Origin of the sequence: Kitasatospora terrestris (genome assembly GCF_039542905.1) — a bacterium.
GTDB classification, from domain to species: domain Bacteria; phylum Actinomycetota; class Actinomycetes; order Streptomycetales; family Streptomycetaceae; genus Kitasatospora; species Kitasatospora terrestris.
In genome coordinates this window covers 5468822-5490996 of sequence record NZ_BAABIS010000001.1, presented here as the reverse complement: position 1 = coordinate 5490996, position 22175 = coordinate 5468822, and the positions used below count along the sequence as shown (strand labels likewise).

The following is a 22175-nucleotide window of genomic DNA, read 5'->3' as shown; positions in this document are numbered from 1 at the left end:
GAGCCACGGGCTCCAGATGCAGGTGCACCCTGTCACGGGACACGCGCGTCGCCATGACAGGGTGCAAAGGGCTGCGGGATCAGATCGCGGTCATACTGCGCCCGACCGCCATGACCCGCTAGATCGCGGTCATACTGCGCCCGACCGCCATGACCCGCTAGATCGCGGTCATACTGCGCCCGACCGCCATGACCCGCTAGATCGCGGTCATGACGTGCTTCACCCGGGTGTAGTCCTCGAAGCCGTAGGACGACAGGTCCTTGCCGTAGCCGGACTTCTTGAAGCCGCCGTGCGGCATCTCGGCGACCAGCGGGATGTGGGTGTTGATCCACACGCAGCCGAAGTCCAGGCGGCGGGACATCCGCATGGCGCGGGCGTGGTCCTTGGTCCAGACCGAGGAGGCGAGCGCGTACTCGACGCCGTTGGCGTAGGAGACGGCCTGGTCCTCGTCGGTGAACTTCTGCACGGTGATGACCGGGCCGAAGACCTCGTTCTGGATGATCTCGTCGTCCTGCTTCAGGCCGGAGACGACGGTCGGGGCGTAGAAGTAGCCCTTGTCGCCGACCTGGTGGCCACCGGCCTCGACCTTGGCGTGCGCGGGCAGGCGGTCGACGAAGCCGGACACCTGCTTCAGCTGGTTGGCGTTGTTGAGCGGGCCGTACAGCACGTCCTCGTCGTCCACCCCGCCGGTCTTGGTCTCGGCGGCGGCCTTGGCGAGCGCCTCGACGAAGGCGTCGTGGATCGACTCGTGCACCAGCACGCGGGTGGCGGCGGTGCAGTCCTGGCCGGCGTTGAAGAAGCCGGCCACCGAGATGCCCTCGACCGCCTCGGCGATGTCGGCGTCCTCGAAGACCACGACCGGGGCCTTGCCGCCCAGCTCCAGGTGGACGCGCTTGACGTCCTTGGACGCCGACTCGGCGACCGAGATGCCGGCGCGCACCGAGCCGGTGATGGAGGCCATCGCCGGGGTCTTGTGCTCGACCATCAGCTTGCCGGTCTCGCGGTCGCCGCAGATCACGTTGAAGACGCCGGCCGGGAGGTCGAGGTCCTTGAGGATGCCGCCGATGATCTCGGCGAGCAGCACGGTGGAGGCCGGGGTGGTGTCGGAGGGCTTGAGCACCACGGTGTTGCCCGCGGCGATGGCCGGGGCGAACTTCCACACGGCCATCATCATCGGGTAGTTCCAGGGCGCGACCTGGGCGCAGACGCCGACCGGCTCGCGGCGGACGATCGAGGTCATCCCGTCCATGTACTCGCCCGCGGCCTTGCCCTCCAGCAGGCGGGCGGCGCCGGCGAAGAAGCGGATCTGGTCGACCATCGGGCCGATCTCCTCGGAGAGGGTCAGACCGCGCGGCTTGCCGGTGTTGCGGACCTCGGCGTCCACGATCTCGTCGGCCCGCGCCTCGACGGCGTCGGCGATCTTCAGCAGCAGCTTCTGCCGGGTGCTCGGGGTGGCGTCGCGCCAGATCGGGAAGGCGGCGTCGGCGGCGGCCATCGCGGCGTCCACGTCGGCGGCACCGGACAGCGGCGACGTCGCGTAGACCTCACCCGTGGTCGGGTCGACGATGTCGAGCGTGCGGCCGTCCGCGGCGTCGACGAATTCACCGTTGATGTAGTTGCGCAGCGTACGAAGCTCGCTCACGGGTCTCTCCTCGGTCTGGGCCTGCGGCGTTGCAGATCCGGCGCCAGGTTACCCGGCACCGGGTGGCCGGGGCATGTCAGCCGCGAACCACATTCGGGTGTGTGCACGCCTGCGCGTGTACCTCGCCAGGGTACCTCGACACCTGGCGTTATCGGCAGGGCCCGGAGCAGAACACGACGCAATCCGCACCCGTTTGTCGAAACCGCGACGAAATCAGCAGCAGAGCGGCTTGCGCTTCCGAGGTCGATCGGGCACAGTGGCGACGTGGCCAACCGCGACCGGAACGCCAGCGTTCCCCTCGACGCCGCCTCCAAGGCGATCATCGAGCAGCTCCAGGAGGACGGGCGCCGCCCGTACGCCGCGATCGGCAAGGCCGTCGGCCTGTCCGAAGCGGCCGTACGCCAGCGGGTCCAGAAGCTGCTCGACCAGGGCGTGATGCAGATCGTCGCCGTCACCGATCCCCTCACCGTCGGGTTCACCCGTCAGGCGATGGTGGGGATCAAGATCGAAGGTGACGTCGAGCCGGTCGCCGACGCACTGGCCGCCCTCGACGAGGTCGACTACGTGGTCTGCACCGCAGGCTCGTTCGACCTGCTGGCCGAACTGGTCTGCGAGGACGACGAGCACCTGCTCGAACTGATCAACAAGCGCATCCGCGCGCTTCCCGGCGTGCGGAGCACCGAGAGCTTCGTTTATCTGAAGCTCCGGAAACAGACCTACACCTGGGGCACCCGATGACAGCCGAGCCGGCTTCGAAGGACCTTTCCAAGACCGCCTACGACCACCTGTGGATGCACTTCACCCGCATGTCGTCGTACGAGAACTCCCCCGTGCCGACCATCGTCAAGGGCGAAGGCACCTACGTCTGGGACGACAAGGGCCGCAAGTACCTCGACGGCCTCGCCGGCCTGTTCGTGGTCCAGGCGGGCCACGGCCGCGAGGAGCTGGCCGAGGCCGCCGCCAAGCAGGCCAAGGAGCTCGCCTTCTTCCCGGTGTGGAGCTACGCCCACCCGAAGGCCGTCGAGCTGGCCGAGCGCCTCGCCAACTACGCGCCGGGCGACCTCAACAAGGTGTTCTTCTCCACCGGTGGCGGCGAGGCGGTCGAGACCGCCTGGAAGCTGGCCAAGCAGTACTTCAAGCTGACCGGCAAGCCGACCAAGTACAAGGTCATCTCGCGCGCCGTCGCCTACCACGGCACCCCGCAGGGCGCCCTGTCCATCACCGGCCTGCCGGGTCTGAAGGCCCCGTTCGAGCCGCTGGTGCCGGGCACCCACAAGGCGCCGAACACCAACATCTACCGCGCCCCGGCGTACCTGGCGGGCCCCGACGGCACCGTCGACCCCGAGGCGTACGGCCGCTGGTGCGCCGACGAGATCGAGCAGGCCATCCTCTTCGAGGGCCCCGAGACCGTCGCCGCCGTCTTCGTCGAGCCGGTGCAGAACGCCGGCGGCTGCTTCCCGCCGCCGCCCGGGTACTTCCAGCGCCTGCGCGAGATCTGCGACCGCCACGACGTGCTGCTGGTCTCGGACGAGGTCATCTGCGCCTTCGGCCGCCTCGGCACCATGTTCGGCGCCGACAAGTTCGGCTACGTGCCGGACATGATCACCTGCGCCAAGGGCATGACCTCGGGCTACTCCCCGATCGGCGCCACGATCATCTCGGACCGCATCGCCGAGCCGTTCTACAAGGGCGACAACACCTTCCTGCACGGCTACACCTTCGGCGGCCACCCGGTGTCCTCCGCGGTGGCGCTGGCCAACCTCGACATCTTCGAGCGCGAGGGCCTCAACCAGCACGTGCTGGACAACGAGTCCAAGTTCCTCGGCACCCTGAACAAGCTGCGCGACCTGCCGATCGTCGGCGACGTCCGCGGCAACGGGTACTTCTACGGCATCGAGCTCGTGAAGGACAAGGTCACCAAGGAGTCGTTCAACGACGACGAGGTGGAGCGCGTCCTCTACGGCTTCCTGTCGAAGGCGCTCTTCGACAACGGCCTGTACTGCCGCGCCGACGACCGTGGCGACCCGGTCGTGCAGCTGGCCCCGCCGCTGATCTCCGACCAGTCGACCTTCGACGAGATCGAGCAGATCCTGCGGGTCAGCCTCACCGACGCGTGGGCCAAGATCTGACCTTTCGTCCCACCCTCCGCCGAAGGGCGGTCCCGAGTGTCTCCGGGACCGCCCTTCGGCGTACCCGTGGCGTAGTTCGCGACGTAATTCCCGGCACAACACGCCGCTTTCGCGGGCAAATGCCCCTGAATGGACCCGTGCGCCGCAACCGCGCCGCGACCTGATCGTTCTAATCTGACGACTGTCATATCCGCGTCGGCACCTGGATGGAACTCATGTCAGCGGCCCCGCCCGACAACGACGTGCTCTGGGCCCGGGGGATCGTCAAGTCCCACCACGGCAGTCCCGCCCTGCACGGGGTGTCCCTCGGCGTCCGCGAGGGCGAGATGCTGGCCGTCACCGGCCCGCGCGGCAGCGGCAAGTCCACCCTGCTCGGCTGCCTCTCCGCCCTGCTCCCGGTCGACGAGGGCGAGGTCTGGTTCAACAGCTCCCCCGTCCACACCCTCGGCCGGGCCGGCCGGGAGAAGCTCCGTCGCGAACGCTTCGGCTTCGTCGGCTCCGAGCCCCACCTCGTTCCCGAGCTCACCGCCCGGGAGAACGTCGCCCTGCCGCTGCTGCTCGCCGGCGCCGGCCACAAGGCCTCGTACACCGCCGCGGGCGAATGGCTCGACCGCCTCGACGTCGCCGACTGCGCCCGACTGCGTCCGGCCGAGCTGGTCCAGAGCCAGCGCCAGCGGATCGCCGTCGCCCGGGCCCTGGCCCCGATGCCACCCGTCGTCTTCGCCGACGAGCCGACCGCCACCCTGCACCACGACGCCCAGGACCAGGTCCTGCGGATACTCGCCAGCGCCGCCCGCTCCCACCAGCTCACCCTGGTGCTCGCCACCCACGACCCGGAGCTCGCCCGCTACGCCGACCGCACCGTCACCCTGGTCGACGGACGCCTCGTCCCGGCCCCCTCGGCCGCCGTCCCCGGAGCGGTTGCCGCCGCCCCGTCCTCCACCGCCGCTCCCGCCGCCGCCCCGGCAGCCGGCATGACGAGCCGGTAGGGGGAAGCCCGGTGTACTACCTCAGACTCGCCCGCGGCTACCGCACCCTCGACCTCGCGCGCTGGACGCTCACCGCCGCGGCCGCCGCCGTGGTCGCCGCCTTCCTGCTCCGCGCCCTCGGCCGCGCCCTCAGCGAACCCGCCGGAGCCTCGCTGCCCCGCCTGCTCTGGTGCCTGCCGCCGCTCGCCGCCGTGGCCTGGTTCGCCGCCGTCGCCGCCCGCGCCGTCCCCGCGCAGCAGCCCGAACGGATCACCGGCCTGACCGCCGCCGGTGCCGGGCCGCGCCGGATCCGCCTGCTCGTCGGCGGCGAGATCGCCGCCGCCTGCACCCTCGGCGGCGCCGCCACCCTGCTGGTCTTCCTGATCCTGCGCAACGACATCGCCGGACCGGAGCTCGCCGCCGACCTCGGCATGGGCGTCCCGCTGCCCGCCGCCGCGCCGGTCGTCCTGCTCGCCGCCCTCCCGCTGGTCGCCGGGGTCTCCGCCGCCTGCGCGATCCGGTTCCCCGACGCCCTGCCCGGACGGCCCGCCGAACCCGCCGCCGACCACGCCTTCGCCCCGCTCCGGCTCGCCCTGCCGATCGGCCTCACCCTCGTCGGCCTTGCCCTCGAGCTGTACGGGCTTCGCCCCGGCGCCGCCGTCGACGGCAAGCCCGTCGACCTGCCCGCCGGCCTCGGCGCCACCAGCACCGCCGTCCTCATCGGCTGGGCCCTCGCCGCCACCGGCATCGCCCTGCTCACCGCGCCGCTGCTCGCCGTCGCCGGGCGGCTGCTCCCGCTCGGACGGCCCGCCCCGCTGCGCCTGCTCGCCGGCCGCGGCCTCACCGCCCAGGCCCGCGGCCTCGGCAGCCCGCTGGCCGTCCTCGCCCTCGCGGTGGCCCTCGTCCTCACCGCCGCCCGGCACTGGACGGGCACCCCCGGCACCGCCGAACCGCTCCCGGTCGTCGAGGGCGTCCTCATCGTCGGCTGCGCCGGCGCCGCGGTCGTCGCCCGGCTCCTCGAACTCCGCGCCGCCCGCCGCCCCGTCACCGACGACCTGCTGCGCCTCGGCACCCCGCCCGGCCTGCTCACCGGCGCCGCCGCCCTGCGCACCGTCGCCGCCGGCACCGTGCTGCTGGTCACCGGCGGGGCGACCGCGATCCTGGCGGCCTACGCACTCGGCTAGCTGTAAGGCTGCCCGGACAGCACAGCAGAGGCGCGAGGGAGATACCCCTCGCGCCCCTGCTTCTCGCTTGCGTCCCTGCTTCTCGCTTGCGCCCCTGCGCGCGCTTCCTGCTAGCCCGCCGCGGCGAGCTGACCGCAGGCGCCGTCGATCTCCTGGCCGCGGGTGTCGCGGACCGTCGTCGGGACACCGTGCGCCTGCAGGCGGCGGACGAACTCGCGCTCGTCCTCCGGCCGGGAGGCCGTCCACTTCGAGCCCGGGGTCGGGTTCAGCGGGATCAGGTTCACGTGCACGCGGTGGTTCTTGATCAGCCGGCCGAGCAGGTCCGCCCGCCACGCCTGGTCGTTGATGTCCTTGATCAGCGCGTACTCGATCGACACCCGTCGCCCGGACTTCTCCGCGTAGTTCCACGCGGCGTCCAGCACCTCGGCGACCTTCCACCGGGTGTTGACCGGGACGAGCTCGTCCCGCAGCTCGTCGTCCGGCGCGTGCAGCGACAGCGCCAGCCGGCAGCTCAGGCCCTCGTCCGCGAACCGGTTCATCGCCGGCACCAGGCCGACCGTCGACACCGTGATGCCGCGCTGCGACAGCCCGAAGCCGTCCGGCGCCGGATCGGTGAGACGGCGGATCGCCGCGAGCACCCGGTTGTAGTTGGCGAGCGGCTCACCCATGCCCATGAACACGACGTTCGACAGTCGCGCCTCACCACCCGGCACCGCGCCGGTCTTCAGGTCGCGCATGCCCGCGGCGATCTGCTCGACGATCTCCGCCGTCGACAGGTTGCGGGTCAGCCCCGCCTGGCCGGTGGCGCAGAACGGGCAGTTCATGCCGCAGCCCGCCTGCGAGCTGATGCACATGGTCACCCGGTCCGGGTAGCGCATCAGCACCGACTCGACCAGCGTGCCGTCGAACAGCTTCCACAGCGTCTTGCGGGTGTCGTCGTCGTCGCACGACACGTGCCGCACCACCGACATCAGGTCCGGCAGCAGCGCCTCGGTCAGCTTCTCCCGGCTGGCGGCGGGAATGTCCGTCCAGCCCGCCGGGTCGTTCGACATCCGGCCGAAGTAGTGGTTGGACAGCTGCTTCGCGCGGAACGGCTGCTCGCCCAGCTCGGCGACGGCCTCCTTGCGCTCGGCAGGGCTGAGGTCGGCGAGGTGTCGCGGGGGCTTTGCGCCGCGCGGCGCGACAAAGGTCAGTTCTCCGGGCTTAGGCATGGTTCATCCAGTGTCGCAGATCCAGAGAACTGGCCCGCATCCCACAAGGGGCGGAGGGTCCGACGTCTGCCGTCGCCTGTCAGCGTTGGCCAGCCCCGCACGGCCCACAGGCGGCCCAGCGCGCATAGTCCAGTCCGCTCACACCTGTGGAGGCAGCGCGTGCCGCCTTACCAGCGAGTACGCCTACTTCAAGGAGAGATATGAGACGTAAAGAGCCACCAAGGCAACGACCAACGACAAGATAGCGAGAATATAAAACTTCCCTTGGAGTCTCGCATTAAATGCCGCATTCGTCATTTCTGCCGACGTCGACATAAGGTCGCGAAACTCCCCCTCCGTCCTTACGAGTCGATCCGCTTCACGCAAGAGGTTCAACTTTACAAATTCCCCAAGACTATCAATCGTTGCAGATGGGGGGTAGCCGGGAGGGAAGGAGCCCGAAAAATCTTGAAGCTCAAAATTCCAGTCTCTATCACTATTTGCATACTCGACGATCTCGCCAATCGCGTGACCATTCTCGACGCCAAGACGAAGAAGGTCATCCCTGAGGCGCAGGAAGTCCTTCGATGTAGCCTTGGAGACCCTAAGAGCGATTCCGTCGCGGAGTCCATTAAATCGCTCTCCGGAGCGAACAACCAGCCTATAAAGGGCCCATCTGAGCGCGAACGGCTCAACCGTGTCCCCCAAGAACCCCAACGCCTCAAAGTCGTGCTGGTTAGGCCTGAGACGGAACCCTAGTGGTGGATCGGAATCAATCTCGTCCTCCCTTGCCGCAAACACGAGAGTGTCCACCGATCCCCACATCCGGTCGGTAGGGATATCCGCCAACTTCGCGCGCAGGGCCGTAGCTCGGCCGCAAACCCATTGAGGGCCGAGCACGCCATCAAGCCCCAATGCCCTGTAGCGGCTTCCACGATTCGGCGCCATATAGTTCCACGGCAAGAACCCGGCCGTGAGAATCAACTCGACCGCAGGATGATTGACACCTTCTTCCCGAGCAAAGAAGCCTGGGAAATGCTTGGCGAGCAAGCCGCTGGCCTCCGCAACACGCTGAGAGCGCCACTCGAATGCAGCACGTTCCTTCTGCCGCTCAACCCCGTGAAGTACGAATCCGCCGCCCGGGCGACTCTCCGCCCATGTCTGATAATGTCGGTTCGCCAGTCTCCCGAAGCGGCGCGAGAAGTCCTCTGAATACGTGAGCTCGGCCACTATGGCCGCGACGCTAGGCGTGACCATAGTGAGCCGAAATCCGACATGCTCGACTCCCGGAGGGAGTTTCTCCACCATGGCATTAGGATTGAAGTAGCGCGAACCTCGGCGTTTGAAGGACGGCAGGGTGATCCATCCAGCGATGGAAGCCCTCCGCGCCTTCCTAAACTCTTCCGCGTAGTCCCGGAAGGCGCCCATCTCCCGAGACCGTCCGCTTAGTACATCTAGCTGCTTTGAGATATTGGGGAAGTCGAGCGGCGTAAAGATCTCCGCCACCCAGAGCCGAGCCAGCCGCGCCCCATCTCCCGGCAAAAGCGCGGTGCTAACTCTTTGCTGCTCATCACGCGGCCGACTGTGCTCGACGGTGTGGCGCGCCCAGCGGCGGCTATCGCGGCGAATCAGTAGCGTTCGGATGAGTTCGGGCGTCATCCTAGACTGAAGCGCTCTAGATTCAATTGCCTGTACTCGCCCCATACATATCCCTCATCAAGCAATGACAACTTTGAAGGCCGCGCGCACGGGGAGCGCTAATTCTGATAGTTCCACGTGCGGCCCGTACCGCGATACTCAGAGACGGGAATCACCTCATCGTCCGGCCGCATCCGGGAAGTGTAGAGGACGCCTTCCAAGTGGTCGATCTCGTGACACACAAGGCGAGCTACGGAATCCTCAAAAATGGTGATCCGGCGCTGACCTTCAATGGTCTGGTGTTCCACCGTGATCCTGCGCGGTCGCGGTACAACTCCGCGAACATCAAAGAAGCTCCAGCAGCCCTCATACTGCTCGTCGACCTCTACAGACTCCTCGATCACTCGGGAGTTCAGCAGAGTAATGGTCTCGCCATCCGCAGTGCGCACGATGGCCGCACTACGGTCGATACCGAGCTGCGGCGCTGCGACCCCCAACCCCTTACTGAAGACGTGGATGCCTGCGGCTCGCTCGGCTGCGGCGTTCAATTCGGCCACGACCCGGCGCGCGTCCTCTGCTTCGGCCGGCAGGTCGAACGGGCGGGCTTGGCTGGTCAGGATCGGGTCGCCGGCCTGGACGACACCGATGGATCGCATCTTCTCGCTGGCGGTGGTCGCGGGCATGGGCTGCCTGGTCTCCTCGTGGTCGGGGCGTGCGCGGAACTTCCACTCGAGCCGGTACCTGGCGTGCAGCGGCGGGTCGTCGGTGGTCCAGGAGTAGATCCGCCGGTCCTCTGCGTCGTCCCGATGAATGGCGGTCCGGAACGGAAAGGCGGCGGCAGTCATCGTGGTTTCGGTGCCCCAGACGGCCGGGTCCAGGTCAGCGGGGAAGTTCAGCCGGACACTCAGTCGGTCGGTGGGGAGCCGGACCGCTCGCTGGAACCAGGTGCCCCACTTGTCCTCGCTGACTGTGTACGAGTACTCGATCCAGGTCGTCTCGCCCGGGTAGAGCGGGTAGCGCCCGTAGTCGTTCTCAAAGAGGAGCCACAGCTCCTTGAAGGCGTCCCGGTCGTGCTGCACTCGCCAGCCAACCGGCTCGCTGCCCACGCTAGCGCTCAGGTCTATCTCTTCCCACGTCAGCGGGTTCTCGCGGTACAGCCGGTTGGAGCGTTCCGGGTTGCCGGGGTAGCGGTCGACGGAGATCCGGATCAGGTATCGGGTGATCGGGTCAGGGCTCGCGTTGTAGAGCTGCCGACGCTGGGTCGCCCGGTAGGTCCGGCCGTCGTAGTACAGCTCCGCGTCATCGTGCTGCACGATCACGCTGGCGGGCTGCGCGTCCCCGGCAGGCGCATCGGCTGCCACCGGATAGACCGACGGCTCCGGGCGCCCTAGCGCCTCGGCCTCAGCAAGCGCCCGCCGCAGCGCCCCGCCGGCATGCAGCACGCGGTCGGACTGCTCCGCGAACGACTTGGACGGGCGTTGCTGGCCGCTCTCGACCTTCGAGACGTACGAGGGCGTGTACCCAACGGCCTTGGCCAGAGCGGACTGGGAGAGGCCCCGCACATCGCGCCAACGCTTCAGCTCCGCGATGAATGGCTCTGCTGGCTGTGGCTCGCTTGGCATCTCGTCCCCCGCCTGTGCCTGTGAGTGAGCTGTGAATGACCGCCGCTCAGCCTGTAGTCATAACCCTGAGCTGCGATTTGCTTACTGCGTCAGGACGGGAACCTACCGGACGAAGGGGCGGTCGACGGCCATGACGAACAACCTCAGCCTGACGGTACGCCAGCAGCATGCTGCGTCACTGATTCCACTCAGCAAGCAGGGTCTCAACGGCGGCAAGTCGCTCGGTCAGATGCTGGACCTCGGCCTCGAGCACGCCCACCCGATCCACCAGCACCCCGGATTCCCCCGGGCTCGGAGCGACGGGCGCCGGGTCGTCGGCGCGCCGAACGAACGTGCCGCGCCCCTGGGTCGAGGACACAAGGCCCTCTTCGCGCAGCACCCTGACGCCATTGGACGCGGTCATCACCGCCACCTGGAATCGGTCAGCGAGCTGTCGCGCAGATGGGAGCTTCTGGCCCGGCTTGAGCTTGCCGGACTGGATCTCGTCCCGGAGCGCGTCAGCGACCTGGACGTACGGAGCGCGGTGGTCATCGGTCGAGACAGTCATGCGACCAGGGTATCCACTAGCACGAGCCAATACACCTAGGTCCATTGCTTGACAGGTTGATACACCTAGGTCAGTCTAGGTGTCACAGCAAGGCCTCTAGAAAGCACCGTGGAGCGGCGCCCAAACCGCCAAGTGAGTACGCCGCTCCACGCCCCTCGAAGGGAGTTCCATCATGCACGCAACCGTCGCTTCTCCGCTCCTGTCCCCCGTGTCGGCGATGCTGTCCGGCACCGCCCGGGCCGTGGCTCTGTACGCCTCGGACATGCCGAGCACCTGCCGCTTCAGCACGACGGGCGAGGCCCAGGTCGAGGCCTGGATCGCGCAGGGCGTGGCGCGTCTCGGCCTGGATCGCGTCCGCTCCGGCGGCGCGTTCCTGAAGTCGTACAACCTGCACCTGACCGGCTGCCGCCCCGGCCAGCCCGACGACAAGGCCTACCGCCAGCACTTCCCGTCCGCGCGCCGGATCTCCCGCGCCCAGGATGTGGCGGGCATGCTCGCCCTGACCCAGGCCCACCGCGCCGCCGCTCCCGAGGAGCTGGCCGAGGTCATCCCCTTCCCGCATCCGCAGGCGCCCGCCGTGAGCGCGCTCACGGCCTGACCGCCCGCGCTCACCGGCGACCAGCCCGGCCGTTCCCCGGGCCGTACCCGATCTCGGGAACGTTCCGGCCGACCGCCCGCCCGGGGCTGAGGTAACCGCCGGTGACCTGCGGCGGAACCGCCAGCCGACCCGGTAAGCACGTCCGTGAGCACCCCGTGAGCGCCGGTGAGCGCGCCCCTGACTCCCGGCCCCGGGATCGGCCGATCCGCGCAGGCCAGACCCCGACCGGCACCCGACTTCGCACCACCGCCCGACCGCCCCGTGAGCGCCCCGTGAGCGCTCGTGAGCGGCGGCGGGCATCCCGACCCGACCCTGTTCCGGGCTCACCGCCCGACCGAGGAGACCCGCATGAACACCGCCGTCCCGCAGACCACCGACCCGACCCCGGCCGCGCTCGCGGACCCGACCGACTACCTGACGGTGCCCCAGGTCGCTTTCGCCCTGCGGCTGTCGCAGGAGACCGTCTGGCGTATGGCCCGCAGCGGGACCCTGGCCGCCTACCGGGTCGGCAACGGCCGGGGCCAGGTCCGCATCTCCCGCGACGCGTTCCGCGCCTACCTGGCTGCCACCGGGCTGCCCGCCGGCCTGTCCGCCGTCGCCGCCTCCGCCCCCTCCAGCAGCCGCGAGCGGGCCCCCTGGACCACCAAGCGCCGCTGACGGACACGGCCACCGGCCGCGCGGCACTCGCGTCCCGAACAGCAAGAAGAGCACCGGCCCGCCCGGCGCGGGGTGCTCCTCTTGCTGTTCGGCGAAGCCGCCGAAGGTCGTGCCGCGAAGCGGCTCCTCCTTTCGCTCTGAGAGAGCGCCTAAGTACTAGAACTGCCCCTGTTTTTTCCTAAGTAGAAGACGCTGCGTCACCTTCGTCACCCGAGCCGAAAAACGGCCCCTGACCTGCGACAACAAGGGTGACGCAGACGGCTTCCTCTGCGTCACCTCTGCGTCACCGCGTCACCTCCGGGACGCAGCCCGCGTCACCCGGTGACGCACGCCCCGATCCTCCCGATCCCTGCGTCACCAAGAAGCCGCAGGTCAGAGCCCTAAATGACGCTGATGTCGCGGTGACGCAGAAATCGCTACCTGGGACACATGCGCACCCCGCCCCCGGCCCGGCCTGACACCCCTGACACCTGACACCGCTGACACCCAAACCCCTAGGCAAACGCGGGTGTCAGACCCCGCTGACACCCCCTGACACCCCCTCCTGGCACCACCGCTGACACTCCCGGCCCAGGCTCAGCGTCACCGTGCCGGACCCCGCTCACGGCACCTCGACCCGCCCGCCGGAGCCCCATAGGCCCGGTAGCAGGCCCGCTATCGATAGCACCCCCACCCGCTAGCGATAGCACCCCCGTTAGCGGCCCAAAGCCCGCCCGACCTGGGCGCTAGCGGATAGCACCCCGCCAGCCCAAACCCCCGGAACCCGGCCCAACCCCGGGTTTCCGACCCTCAGCAGAGCCGCTACCACCCACACCAGCCCGCGCTACCGGTAGCACGCCTGCTGGCAACGCCCCGTCTCTCGAAGTGAGGAGAGTCCCACCCCATGACCAGCAGTCAGCGGCCGGGCGCCGCTCGACTGAGCGAGCCGGGTCAGCGCCCGGCAGCGCTCGCCCTGCCCCAGCGCTACCTCACCCCAGAGGATGTCGCAGCTCTCTTCGGCGTCCCGCTGGAGACCGTCTACCAGTGGCGCCGCAAGCGCACCGGCCCGCCCGGCTTCCGCGTCGGCCGACACCTGCGCTTCGACCCCAACTCCGTCGCCCAGTGGGTGGCGGACCAGACCGGAGAGGCGGCCTGATCGTGGCAGGACACATCCAGGACCGCTGGTTCAAGACAGAGACCGGCGCCGACGGCAAGCCTCGACGTGTCAAGAGCGACCGGCACGGCATCGGCCTGCGCTACCGGGCCCGGTACGTCGGCCCGGATGGCAGCGAGAAGAGCAAGTCGTTCGCTGACCGGGAGCGCCGCCTCGCCGAGCAGTGGCTCGCCCAGGTGCGGGCCGACATGTCCCGGGGCCAGTACATCGACCCCAAGGCCGCCCGGACGACGTTCCAGCAGTTCGCGGACCGGTGGCTCAAGATGCAGACGACCGACCCCTCGACTCAGGTACTCGTGGAGACCCGGCTACGGCTCCACGTCTTCCCGCGGATCGGCCGGCGCCCGCTCGACTCGTTCCGCCCCTCCCACATCCAGGAGCTGGTCAAGGAGCTGGAGGACAGCCCGATCACCGGCTCGTACGCCCGGAACATCTACTCGGACGTCCGGGCGGTGCTCTCGGCGGCCGTGGACGACGGTCTCCTGAGTCGGAATCCCTGCAGCGCGAAGTCGGTACGGCCTCCGGCGGTGGAGGCCCGCAGGGTGATCCCCTGGCTGCCGGAGCAGGTGTTCGTTGTGCGGTCGGCCCTCCCGGATCGGTACCGGGCGATGGCCGACCTAGGAGCGGGCTGTGGCCTCCGCCAAGGGGAGATCATCGGACTGGCCGAGGATGACGCCCTCGACTTCGAGACGGGCACTGTCCGGGTTCTCCGGCAAGTGAAGCTCATCCGGGGCAAGGCAGTGTTCGCACCGCCGAAGTGCAACAAGGTGCGGGACGTCCCTCTCCCCGACTCGGTGGCCGCTGCCGTCCGCGACCACATGGACGCCTTCAAGCCCGTCCCCATCACGCTCCCCTGGCGGACCCCGGACGGGCCGCCGGTGACCTTCCGGCTCCTGTTCAGCAACACCGCCGCCGGCCTGGTCTGGAAGAGCAACTTCAACCTCCAGGACTGGAAGCCCGCGATTGCCGCCGCCGGGCTCATCCCTGCGGCCGGTCCGGGCGAGTCCTACGCGTCCGCGCGCGAGCACGGGATGCACGCCTTGCGGCACTTCTACGCCTCGGTGCTGCTGGACGCCGGGGAGAGCATCCGGGCCGTCAGCGACTACCTGGGGCACGCCGACCCGGCCCTGACCCTGCGGGTGTACGCGCACCTCATGCCGAACAGCCAGGAGCGGGCCCGAAAGGCCGTCGACCAGCTCTTCCAAGGGGGTGAACCGACCACCTGACGGCCCCGGCACGGCCCCGGACACGCGAAAGGGCCCTCAACTGGCGGAAAACCCGCTGGTAGAGAGCCCTTTTCACGTGCGCCCGGTGATGTTCTCCGGGCTTAGGCATGGTCCGTCCAGTGTCGCAGATCCGGAGAACTGACCCGTGTCCCGCAAGCGGGTTCTCCGCGCCGCCGGAGGCCGGTACGCTCCCGCCCGTGAACGATCTTCGGGTGGGGGCGTCCGCCGTCGCGGGCGGACTGGTCCTCGCCGCGCATCTCGGTACCGTCTTCGTCGCACTGCCCGCCCTGGTCATCGTGCCGGTGGGCGTGCTCTGAGGAGGACGGCGGAGCCCCCGGCCGCTCTGGGCGGCCGGGGGCTCCGTGTGGTGCAGGGGGGCTCCGTGGTGTGCGGGTGGACCGCCCGGTCAGCCGCCGACGAAGGCGGCGAGGAGGAGCCAGACCACCGGCGCGGTCGGCAGCAGGGAGTCGAGCCGGTCCATGATGCCGCCGTGGCCGGGGAGCAGGGTGCCCATGTCCTTGATGCCGAGGTCACGCTTGATCATCGACTCGGCGAGGTCGCCGAGGGTCGCGGTGACGGCCGCGCAGCCGCCCAGGATCAGGCCCTGCCACCAGGTGCCGTCGTCGATGACGTACTGCATCAGCAGCGCACCGGCCAGCATCGACAGCCCGATGCCGCCCGCCAGGCCCTCGCGGGTCTTGCCGGGGCTGATGGTCGGCGCGAGCTTGTTCTTCCCGAACTTGTAGCCCACCGCGTAGGCGCCGGTGTCGCTGCAGATGGTGACGACCAGGAAGATCAGGATCCGCCAGGCGCCGTCGTCGGCGGCCAGCATCAGCGCGACGAAGGTGGCGAGGAACGGCACGTAGAAGGCGGTGAAGACGCCGGCCGTTATGTCACGGAGGTAGTTCTCCGGCGGGGTGGACATCCGGGCGATCATCAGCGCCACGCCGGTCAGGCCGAGCAGCGCGGCCGCCCACTGGGCGCCGGCGAAGTAGCCGGTGACCAGCATCGCCACGCCGCCGATCAGCAGCGGGGGCAGCGGGACGTGGATGTCCTTGCGCTCGGCGAGCCGGCTGGTCAGCTCCCAGATGCCGACCACGACGGCGGCGGCCACCACGGCGAGGAAGACGGCCTTCACCACGAACAGCGAAGCGACGATCACCGCGCCGAGTCCGACGCCCACGCCTATCGCGGCGGGCAGATTGCGGCCGCCGCGCGGCTTGCGGGGCTGCTGGTCGGGCTGGGCCACGGAGGTCTCCTGGACAGGCATGATCAGAGTCTGTGCCGCGTTGCCCTCCGGGTACACCGGAGGCAGCCGCGCGTGACCCGTTCGGGTCGGCCCGGGCCGGGGCCGCCGCCCCGGGTCGGACGTCGGCCCGGGGCGGTAGCGGGGTCTGCGGGTCTGCGGTCGCACCCGGGCGGGCGGCCCGGGCGGCGGCGTCAGACCTCCAGCAGCTCGGCTTCCTTGTGCTTCAGCAGCTCGTCGATCTGGGCCACGAACTTGGCCGTCAGGTCGTCGAGCTCCTTCTCGCCGCGGCGGCCGTCGTCCTCGCCGATCTCCTTGTCCTTGACCAGCTTGTCGATCGCGTCCTTCGCCTTGCGGCGGATGGAGCGGACGGAGACCTTGGCGTCCTCGCCCTTGCCGCGGGCCTGCTTGATGTACTCGCGGCGGCGCTCCTCCGTGAGCTGCGGGAGCACCACGCGGATGACGGAGCCGTCGTTCGACGGGTTGACGCCCAGGTCGGAGTCGCGGATCGCGGTCTCGATGGCCTTCAGCGCCGTCTTGTCGAACGGGGTGACCATGGCCATCCGCGGCTCCGGGACGGAGAAGGAGGCCAGCTGGTTGATCGGCGTCAGGGCGCCGTAGTACTCCGCGACGATCTTGGCGAACATCGCCGGGTGCGCGCGGCCGGTACGGATGGCGGCGAGGTCGTCCTTGGCGACCGCGACGGCCTTCTCCATCTTCTCCTCGGCCTCGAGGAGGGTCTCATCGATCACTGTCTGCTCCCTGTCCGGATCATCTGCTGTTGTCCCGTACCGGTGGCCCGGACGGCTGTTGCTGCTCATAGCCCCCGGCCGTCAGGCCCGGGCGGAATCCTCGCTGATGAGTGTGCCGATCTTCTCACCCTTCACCGCACGGGCGATATTGCCCTCGGCGAGCAGCTCGAAGACCAGGATCGGCAGGCCGTTGTCCTTGCACAGCGTGATCGCGGTCAGGTCCGCCACCTTGAGGTCGCGGGAGATCACCTCGGTGTAGTCCAGCGCGTCGAACTTGACCGCCGCCGGGTTGGACCGCGGGTCGGAGTCGTAGACGCCGTCCACGCCGTTCTTGCCCATCAGCAGGACGTCGGCGTGGATCTCCAGCGCGCGCTGGACGGCCGTGGTGTCGGTGGAGAAGTACGGCATGCCCATACCGGCGCCGAAGATCACCACGCGGCCCTTCTCCAGGTGCCGGATCGCCCGCAGCGGCAGGTACGGCTCGGCGACCTGGCCCATGGTGATGGCCGTCTGGACCCGGGTCTCCATGCCCTCCTTGATCAGGAAGTCCTGGAGCGCCAGGCAGTTCATCACGGTGCCGAGCATGCCCATGTAGTCGGAGCGGGACCGGTCCATGCCACGGACCTGCAGCTCCGCGCCACGGAAGAAGTTACCGCCGCCGATCACGATCGCGACCTCGGTGCCCGAGCGGACCACGGTGGCGATCTCACGGGCGATGGCGTGCACCACGTCCGGGTCGACGCCGAGGCCGCCACCGCCGGCGAACGCTTCGCCGGACAGCTTGAGCAGAACCCGACGGCGCGTGCCGTCCGGTGCGGTCTCCTGCGTCTCCTGCATGGACTTCTCCTTCTCCGCCTGCTGTTCGGCTACTGCACGCAGAGCCGGGTGTGCGGACCCGGACCTGCGGTTACACAAGAGGAGGCCATTGCCGCGGGAACCGGTTCGGTGTCCTGCACGGCAATGGCCTCCTCGTCGTTCATGGTGCCGACGCCGCCCCCGAAGGGTGCTGGGGGCGCGCACGGCGCGTTCCTCCCGCCCTGTCGAGCGGGCCGCTTCCTACCTTAGGTCGGAAGCGCGAGGGAACGGTCTCAGGCGCCGACGCGGAAGCGGACGAAGCGCTTGAGGGAGACGCCGGCCTCCTCGAGGACCTTGGCGACGGTCTTCTTGTTGTCCTTCGCGAAGGCCTGCTCGAGAACGGCGTTCTCCTTGACGAAGCCGGTGACGCGACCCTCGACGATCTTCGGCAGGGCAGCCTCGGGCTTGCCCTCCTCGCGAGCGGTGGCCTCGGCGACGCGGCGCTCGTTCTCCAGGTCCTCGGCCGGGATCTCCTCGCGGGAGAGGTACTTCGGCGCGAAGGCGGCGATGTGCTGCGCGACGTCCTTGGCGGTGGCGGCGTCGGCCTTGTCCAGCTCGACCAGGACACCGATGGTCGGCGGCAGGTCCGGGTCGGACTTGTGCATGTAGACACCGACGAAGCCGTCGTTGTCGAACTGCGCGAAGCGACGGAAGACGATCTTCTCGCCCAGGGTCGCGTTGGCCTCGTCCACGAACTGCTGGACGGTCTGGCCGGCGGCGATCTCGGAGGCCAGAGCGGACTCGAGGTCGGCCGGGGAGGTGGCGGCGACGTGCGCGGCGATCGCGTTGGCGACCTCGACGAACTTGCCACCCTTGGCGACGAAGTCGGTCTCGCAGTTCAGCTCGACCAGCACGCCGGACTTGTTGTCCTCGGCGATGAGGGAGGCGACGGCGCCGTTGGAGGCGTCACGGCCCTCACGCTTGGCAACGCCCTTCTGGCCCTTGATGCGAAGGAGCTCGACGGCCTTCTGGACGTCGCCCTCGGCCTCGTCCAGCGCCTTCTTGCAGTCCATCATGCCGGCGCCGGTCAGCTCACGGAGCTTCTTGACGTCCGCGGCGGTGAAGTTCGCCATGGTGTGATCTCTTCTCACGTCTCGCGTGTCTGCGTGGGGAGGCGCCGGGGCTCGTGGTTCAGCCCCGGCACGGGAGAGAGGGGCACCCACCGGCTTCCTACCGGCCGGTGCCCCTCACCCTGTAGTGCGTCAGGCCTGCTCGGCCTCGGCGGCCGGAGCCTCGGCAGCAGCCTCGGCGGGGGCCTCGGTGACAGCCTCGGCGGCGGGGGCCTCGTCGGCCTTGGCGCCCTCGATGATGTCCTTCTCCCAGTCGGCCAGCGGCTGGTCGGCACCCGGCTCGGCCTTGACGTCGCCCTTGGCGACACCGGCACGGGACTTCAGGCCCTCGGCGACGGCGTCGGCGATCACGCGGGTCAGCAGGGTGACGGAGCGGATCGCGTCGTCGTTGCCCGGGATCTTGTAGTCGACCTCGTCGGGGTCGCAGTTGGTGTCGAGGATCGCGACGACCGGGATGTTGAGCTTGCGGGCCTCGCCGACCGCGATGTGCTCCTTCTTGGTGTCCACGATCCAGATCGCGCTGGGCACGCGCTGCATGTCGCGGATACCGCCGAGGGTCTTCTCCAGCTTGTCGTACTCGCGCTGGAGGACCAGGAGCTCCTTCTTGGTGAGGCCCGAGCCGGCCACATCCGTGAAGTCGATCTCGCCGAGCTCCTTCAGGCGCTGCAGGCGCTTGTAGACGGTCGAGAAGTTGGTCAGCATGCCGCCGAGCCAGCGCTGGTTGACGTAGGGCATGCCCACGCGCGCAGCCTGCTCGGCGATGGCCTCCTGGGCCTGCTTCTTGGTGCCGACGAAGAGGATGCTGCCACCGTGGGCAACGGTCTCCTTGACGAACTCGAAGGCGCGGTCGATGTAGTTCAGCGACTGCAGGAGGTCGATGATGTAGATGCCGTTGCGCTCCGTGAAGATGAAGCGCTTCATCTTCGGGTTCCAACGACGGGTCTGGTGACCGAAGTGGACGCCGCTCTCCAGCAGCTCCCGCATCGTGACGACGGCCATGTGCCGTACTCCTCGTGTGCTTGCCCGGCGCGCCGCCGGCCCGCCAGGGGCGGGAAGGACGGGGTGCAGGGGCTCTCGGTTTGTCCGCGGCAGTCGGGCGACCGCCACGCCTGACGCCCCGACGTGCCAGCCGCGCCGCCTGTGCGGCCTTTCGGCTGCGACAGGCCCGGCGGACCGAGCGGCACTCGCACCGGGCGGGCGGCGACCGGACCCTCGAAGGGGCGGCCGCTCCACCGGTGGCGGGGCGTGCGAAGTCGACCCGGCAGACCGGGTCGCGTGTGAAGTGTACGGGAAGCGCCGAGCAGCGGGCGACTCCAGGCGGCCGACCACGCCCGTCGGGGCGGCCGGGACGCGCTGTCGCCGCCTGCCGTTCACCCAGGTTCACCCATGTGAGGGACAGCGGTCGTCCACAGGGCGGAGTTGTCCACAGGGGTCGCATCGGCCGTCGCCGGGAAGGGCGCGCGACGGCAAGCTCTGGTGCATGGCTGTTCGTACACGGGGTGATGGCGGTCGGGTGACGGGATTCGCATGCGCGGTGGGGTCTGCTCGTGCGGTGGGGTCGGCGTTGATGGTGAGGCTGGCGTTCGTGGTGGGGCTCGCACTACTGGGGGCGATGACCGGCGGGCCGATGGGGTCGGTGGGGTCGGTCTCGCCGGTTGGGTCCGCGGTGGAGCTGGTCCCGGCGGGCTCGGTGGTGGTTGGGAGCGGGCCGGTGCCGACCGGAGGCGGGCCGGTGCCAACCGGGGGCGGCCCAGGTGCGGGGCGGGCGTGGCCGGTGGGCGGGCGGGACGGGCTCCGGCAGCGCTTCGACGCCCCGCCGGTCCGCTGGGCGCCGGGGCATCGCGGGGTCGACCTCGCCGCCTCCGAGGGCGCGACCGTACGGGCGGCCGCACCCGGGGTGGTGACCTTCTCCGGAATGGTCGCCGGCCGCCCCGTGGTGACCGTCACCCATCCCGGTTCGGGCAGTCCGCCGCTACGGACCACCTACCTGCCGGTCGCGGGCTCCGTAGCGGTCGGCACCTCCGTGGCCGCCGGCCGGCCCATCGGCACCGTCGCCACGGGCACGGGCCACTGCGCGACGGGCTGCCTGCACTGGGGGCTACTACGGGGAGACCGCTACCTCGACCCGCTCGCCCTGTTCGGCGTCGGGCGGGCACGACTGCTCCCGCTCGGCCACGACCTCCGATGAGGAGGAGGCGGGGCGGTGGGGCACCGAGTCACCACGGGTTCCCCAGCCGGCCGGCCGGGACGTGCGGATGCTCATCGCGCGTCGGAGAGCTTGGCCCTGAGCTGCAGCACCGACTTGGTGTGGATCTGGCTGACCCGGCTCTCGGTGACCCCGAGCACCTGTCCGATCTCCGCGAGCGTCAACCCCTCGTAGTAATAGAGCGTCACCACGGTCTTCTCCCGCTCCGGCAGCGTGTTGACGGCCGTTGCCAGCAGTCGTCGCAATTCGCGGTCCTCCGCGATCTCGACCGGGTTGTCGGCGCCGCTGTCCTCCAGCGTCTCCATCAGCGTGAGCCGATCGCCGCCGTCGCCCGCCGAATGCAGCAGTTCGTCCAGGGCGACCACATTGGCCAGGGACAGCTGACTGAAGATCGTGCGCAGGTCGTCCAGCGAGATGCCCATCTCCGCCGCGACCTCGGGCTCGTGCGGCGTACGCCGCAGCCGCGCCTCCAGGGTGGCGTAGGTCCGCTCGACCGCTTTTGCCTTCTGCCGGACCGAACGCGGAATCCAGTCGAGCGCGCGGAGTTCGTCGATGATCGCGCCGCGGATCCGGCTGATCGCGTAGGTCTCGAACTTGATCGCCCGGTCGATGTCGAACTTCTCGATCGCGTCGATCAGCCCGAACACGCCCGAGGAGACGAAGTCCGCCTGCTCGACGTTTGCCGGCAGGCCGACGCCGACCCGGCCGGCCACGTACTTGACCAGCGGCGAGTAGTGCAGGATCAGCTGCTCGCGCAGCCGGGGGTCAGCGGTCTCCTTGTAGGAGCGCCAGAGGTTCTCCAACTCCGTGCGCTCGGGGTTGGGGCTCGGGTTGGGGTTGGGGTGGGGATTGGCACCATTCCCGGCAGAACCAGGGACGGTGGCGGCGGGGATCGAGGCCGCTGCGGACGCGGCGGGGGCAGCGGCGGGAAGCGACGACACCGGGGCAGGGCCCGGAGCGGGAACCAGCGTCGGCGCGGCTGCCGCGCCCGGCCCGGGCCGACTGCCCTGCGCGGCGGCCTCCGTACCGGCACCGGCGTCCGCCGGCCGGGCTGTCTCGGAGCGAGCTGCCGGAGGCTTGTTCGCAGCCCTTCTGGCTCCTGCGGGCCGCGCCGCCGACGGCTTCGTCGCCGACGGCCCGGAGGCGGTACGGCCGTCACGCTCCCGCCGACGACCGGACGACGACTGACCGATCGTCGGCTGGTCCGCCGCTCCGGGGCCACTTGCAGCCTGAGCCGCAGCGCTCCGGGGACCGGCCGGCCGGCCTGGCAGGGACGCCCCGGGGCCGGCGGGCGCAGCCGGAGCAGGCCCACCAGACACACCAGGCGCACTAGGTACATCAGGCTCACTAGGCGCACCAGGGACGGTGGGCGCCATGGGGCCGACGGATGCCGCAGGAATGTTGGGCGCGGCGGAAATGCCGGGCATCGCCGGACCGGCGGATGGAACCATCGGTGGCGCGGCCGACGCGGGGGGCCCGGCTGTGACTGGAC

At 69.6% G+C, this 22175-nt stretch carries 20 protein-coding genes; 9 read left to right on the top strand and 11 right to left on the bottom strand.

Annotated elements, in window-relative coordinates:
- Window positions 1–196: 196 nt before the first annotated feature.
- The gene (locus ABEB06_RS25360) at window positions 197–1642 is read right to left on the bottom strand and encodes a gamma-aminobutyraldehyde dehydrogenase (protein ID WP_345699193.1); all 1446 of its coding nucleotides are present in this window, start codon (window positions 1640–1642) and stop codon (window positions 197–199) included.
- A gap of 264 nt (window positions 1643–1906) precedes the next feature.
- Here ABEB06_RS25360 and ABEB06_RS25355 point away from each other — a divergent pair, with 264 nt between their 5' ends.
- From ABEB06_RS25355 to ABEB06_RS25340, 4 genes are all read left to right on the top strand, one after another.
- Window positions 1907–2380 (top strand): Lrp/AsnC family transcriptional regulator, encoded by a 474-nt coding sequence (locus ABEB06_RS25355; protein WP_345699192.1) that lies wholly within the window; start codon window positions 1907–1909, stop codon window positions 2378–2380.
- Window positions 2377–3771: an aspartate aminotransferase family protein gene (locus tag ABEB06_RS25350; protein WP_345699191.1), complete on the top strand. Its 1395-nt coding sequence runs from the start codon at window positions 2377–2379 to the stop codon at window positions 3769–3771. Before ABEB06_RS25355 ends, ABEB06_RS25350 begins: the two co-directional genes overlap by 4 nt.
- A 215-nt stretch (window positions 3772–3986) precedes the next feature.
- A complete protein-coding gene (locus tag ABEB06_RS25345) occupies window positions 3987–4760 on the top strand; it encodes an ABC transporter ATP-binding protein (RefSeq protein ID WP_345699190.1) in 774 nt (257 codons plus the stop codon).
- An 11-nt stretch (window positions 4761–4771) separates the two neighbouring features.
- Window positions 4772–5923, top strand: coding sequence for a hypothetical protein (locus ABEB06_RS25340; protein ID WP_345699189.1), 1152 nt, complete (start codon window positions 4772–4774; stop codon window positions 5921–5923).
- A 110-nt stretch (window positions 5924–6033) separates the two neighbouring features.
- On the opposite strand, the gene rlmN is transcribed toward ABEB06_RS25340, so the two are convergent.
- From rlmN to ABEB06_RS25320, 4 genes are all read right to left on the bottom strand, one after another.
- Window positions 6034–7134: a dual-specificity RNA methyltransferase RlmN gene (rlmN, locus tag ABEB06_RS25335; RefSeq protein ID WP_345699188.1), complete on the bottom strand. Its 1101-nt coding sequence runs from the start codon at window positions 7132–7134 to the stop codon at window positions 6034–6036.
- A gap of 183 nt (window positions 7135–7317) precedes the next feature.
- The gene (locus ABEB06_RS25330) at window positions 7318–8772 is read right to left on the bottom strand and encodes a hypothetical protein (protein WP_345699187.1); all 1455 of its coding nucleotides are present in this window, start codon (window positions 8770–8772) and stop codon (window positions 7318–7320) included.
- Between the two features lie 98 nt (window positions 8773–8870).
- Entirely contained in the window at window positions 8871–10373 is a 1503-nt protein-coding gene (locus tag ABEB06_RS25325) for a peptide deformylase (protein WP_345699186.1), read from the bottom strand.
- A 175-nt stretch (window positions 10374–10548) separates the two neighbouring features.
- Window positions 10549–10920 carry a GntR family transcriptional regulator gene (locus ABEB06_RS25320; protein ID WP_345699185.1) on the bottom strand — a complete coding sequence of 124 codons (372 nt, stop codon included), beginning with the start codon at window positions 10918–10920 and terminating at the stop codon, window positions 10549–10551.
- 172 nt (window positions 10921–11092) lie between these two features.
- Between ABEB06_RS25320 and ABEB06_RS25315 the strand changes: the two genes are divergently transcribed.
- The 4 genes from ABEB06_RS25315 to ABEB06_RS25300 all read left to right on the top strand — a co-directional run bounded on the left by ABEB06_RS25315 (window position 11093) and on the right by ABEB06_RS25300 (window position 14554).
- Complete coding sequence (locus ABEB06_RS25315) at window positions 11093–11518, top strand: hypothetical protein (protein WP_345699184.1); 426 nt, start codon at window positions 11093–11095, stop codon at window positions 11516–11518.
- Between the two features lie 348 nt (window positions 11519–11866).
- On the top strand, window positions 11867–12175 hold the full coding sequence (locus ABEB06_RS25310; protein ID WP_345699183.1) for a helix-turn-helix domain-containing protein: 309 nt from the start codon (window positions 11867–11869) through the stop codon (window positions 12173–12175).
- Window positions 12176–13058: 883 nt separating this feature from the next.
- Window positions 13059–13310, top strand: a complete 252-nt coding sequence (locus ABEB06_RS25305; protein WP_345699182.1) for a helix-turn-helix domain-containing protein — start codon at window positions 13059–13061, stop codon at window positions 13308–13310.
- A gap of 2 nt (window positions 13311–13312) precedes the next feature.
- Window positions 13313–14554: a tyrosine-type recombinase/integrase gene (locus tag ABEB06_RS25300; RefSeq protein WP_345699181.1), complete on the top strand. Its 1242-nt coding sequence runs from the start codon at window positions 13313–13315 to the stop codon at window positions 14552–14554.
- 406 nt (window positions 14555–14960) lie between these two features.
- On the opposite strand, the gene ABEB06_RS25295 is transcribed toward ABEB06_RS25300, so the two are convergent.
- The 5 genes from ABEB06_RS25295 to rpsB form a co-directional block, all read right to left on the bottom strand.
- Window positions 14961–15998, bottom strand: coding sequence for a phosphatidate cytidylyltransferase (locus tag ABEB06_RS25295; protein WP_345701979.1), 1038 nt, complete (start codon window positions 15996–15998; stop codon window positions 14961–14963).
- On the bottom strand, window positions 15995–16552 hold the full coding sequence (gene frr, locus ABEB06_RS25290; protein WP_030458788.1) for a ribosome recycling factor: 558 nt from the start codon (window positions 16550–16552) through the stop codon (window positions 15995–15997). The genes ABEB06_RS25295 and frr overlap by 4 nt, the downstream gene beginning before the upstream one ends.
- Before the next feature lie 81 nt (window positions 16553–16633).
- Window positions 16634–17389 (bottom strand): UMP kinase, encoded by a 756-nt coding sequence (pyrH, locus tag ABEB06_RS25285; RefSeq protein ID WP_345699180.1) that lies wholly within the window; start codon window positions 17387–17389, stop codon window positions 16634–16636.
- A 251-nt stretch (window positions 17390–17640) separates the two neighbouring features.
- Entirely contained in the window at window positions 17641–18480 is an 840-nt protein-coding gene (gene tsf / locus ABEB06_RS25280; RefSeq protein ID WP_345699179.1) for a translation elongation factor Ts, read from the bottom strand.
- Window positions 18481–18609: 129 nt separating this feature from the next.
- Window positions 18610–19476: a 30S ribosomal protein S2 gene (gene rpsB / locus ABEB06_RS25275; protein ID WP_345699178.1), complete on the bottom strand. Its 867-nt coding sequence runs from the start codon at window positions 19474–19476 to the stop codon at window positions 18610–18612.
- A gap of 775 nt (window positions 19477–20251) precedes the next feature.
- On the opposite strand from rpsB, the gene ABEB06_RS25270 reads away from it, so the two are divergent.
- On the top strand, window positions 20252–20665 hold the full coding sequence (locus ABEB06_RS25270) for a murein hydrolase activator EnvC family protein (protein WP_345699177.1): 414 nt from the start codon (window positions 20252–20254) through the stop codon (window positions 20663–20665).
- A 71-nt stretch (window positions 20666–20736) separates the two neighbouring features.
- Here the strand turns inward: ABEB06_RS25270 and whiG are convergent, their stop codons facing one another.
- A complete protein-coding gene (gene whiG / locus ABEB06_RS25265; protein ID WP_425559799.1) occupies window positions 20737–21576 on the bottom strand; it encodes an RNA polymerase sigma factor WhiG in 840 nt (279 codons plus the stop codon).
- Between the last annotated feature and the right edge of the window lie 599 nt (window positions 21577–22175).

Coding starts and splice junctions, on each gene's coding strand:
- ABEB06_RS25325 (WP_345699186.1), bottom strand. CDS start 10,373: ATGCCAAGCGAGCCACAGCCAGCAGAGCCATTCATCGCGGAGCTGAAG.
- rpsB (WP_345699178.1), bottom strand. CDS start 19,476: ATGGCCGTCGTCACGATGCGGGAGCTGCTGGAGAGCGGCGTCCACTTC.
- ABEB06_RS25320 (WP_345699185.1), bottom strand. CDS start 10,920: ATGACTGTCTCGACCGATGACCACCGCGCTCCGTACGTCCAGGTCGCT.
- ABEB06_RS25330 (WP_345699187.1), bottom strand. CDS start 8,772: ATGACGCCCGAACTCATCCGAACGCTACTGATTCGCCGCGATAGCCGC.
- ABEB06_RS25350 (WP_345699191.1), top strand. CDS start 2,377: ATGACAGCCGAGCCGGCTTCGAAGGACCTTTCCAAGACCGCCTACGAC.
- tsf (WP_345699179.1), bottom strand. CDS start 18,480: ATGGCGAACTTCACCGCCGCGGACGTCAAGAAGCTCCGTGAGCTGACC.
- ABEB06_RS25305 (WP_345699182.1), top strand. CDS start 13,059: ATGACCAGCAGTCAGCGGCCGGGCGCCGCTCGACTGAGCGAGCCGGGT.
- ABEB06_RS25310 (WP_345699183.1), top strand. CDS start 11,867: ATGAACACCGCCGTCCCGCAGACCACCGACCCGACCCCGGCCGCGCTC.
- ABEB06_RS25345 (WP_345699190.1), top strand. CDS start 3,987: ATGTCAGCGGCCCCGCCCGACAACGACGTGCTCTGGGCCCGGGGGATC.
- pyrH (WP_345699180.1), bottom strand. CDS start 17,389: ATGCAGGAGACGCAGGAGACCGCACCGGACGGCACGCGCCGTCGGGTT.
- rlmN (WP_345699188.1), bottom strand. CDS start 7,134: ATGCCTAAGCCCGGAGAACTGACCTTTGTCGCGCCGCGCGGCGCAAAG.
- ABEB06_RS25315 (WP_345699184.1), top strand. CDS start 11,093: ATGCACGCAACCGTCGCTTCTCCGCTCCTGTCCCCCGTGTCGGCGATG.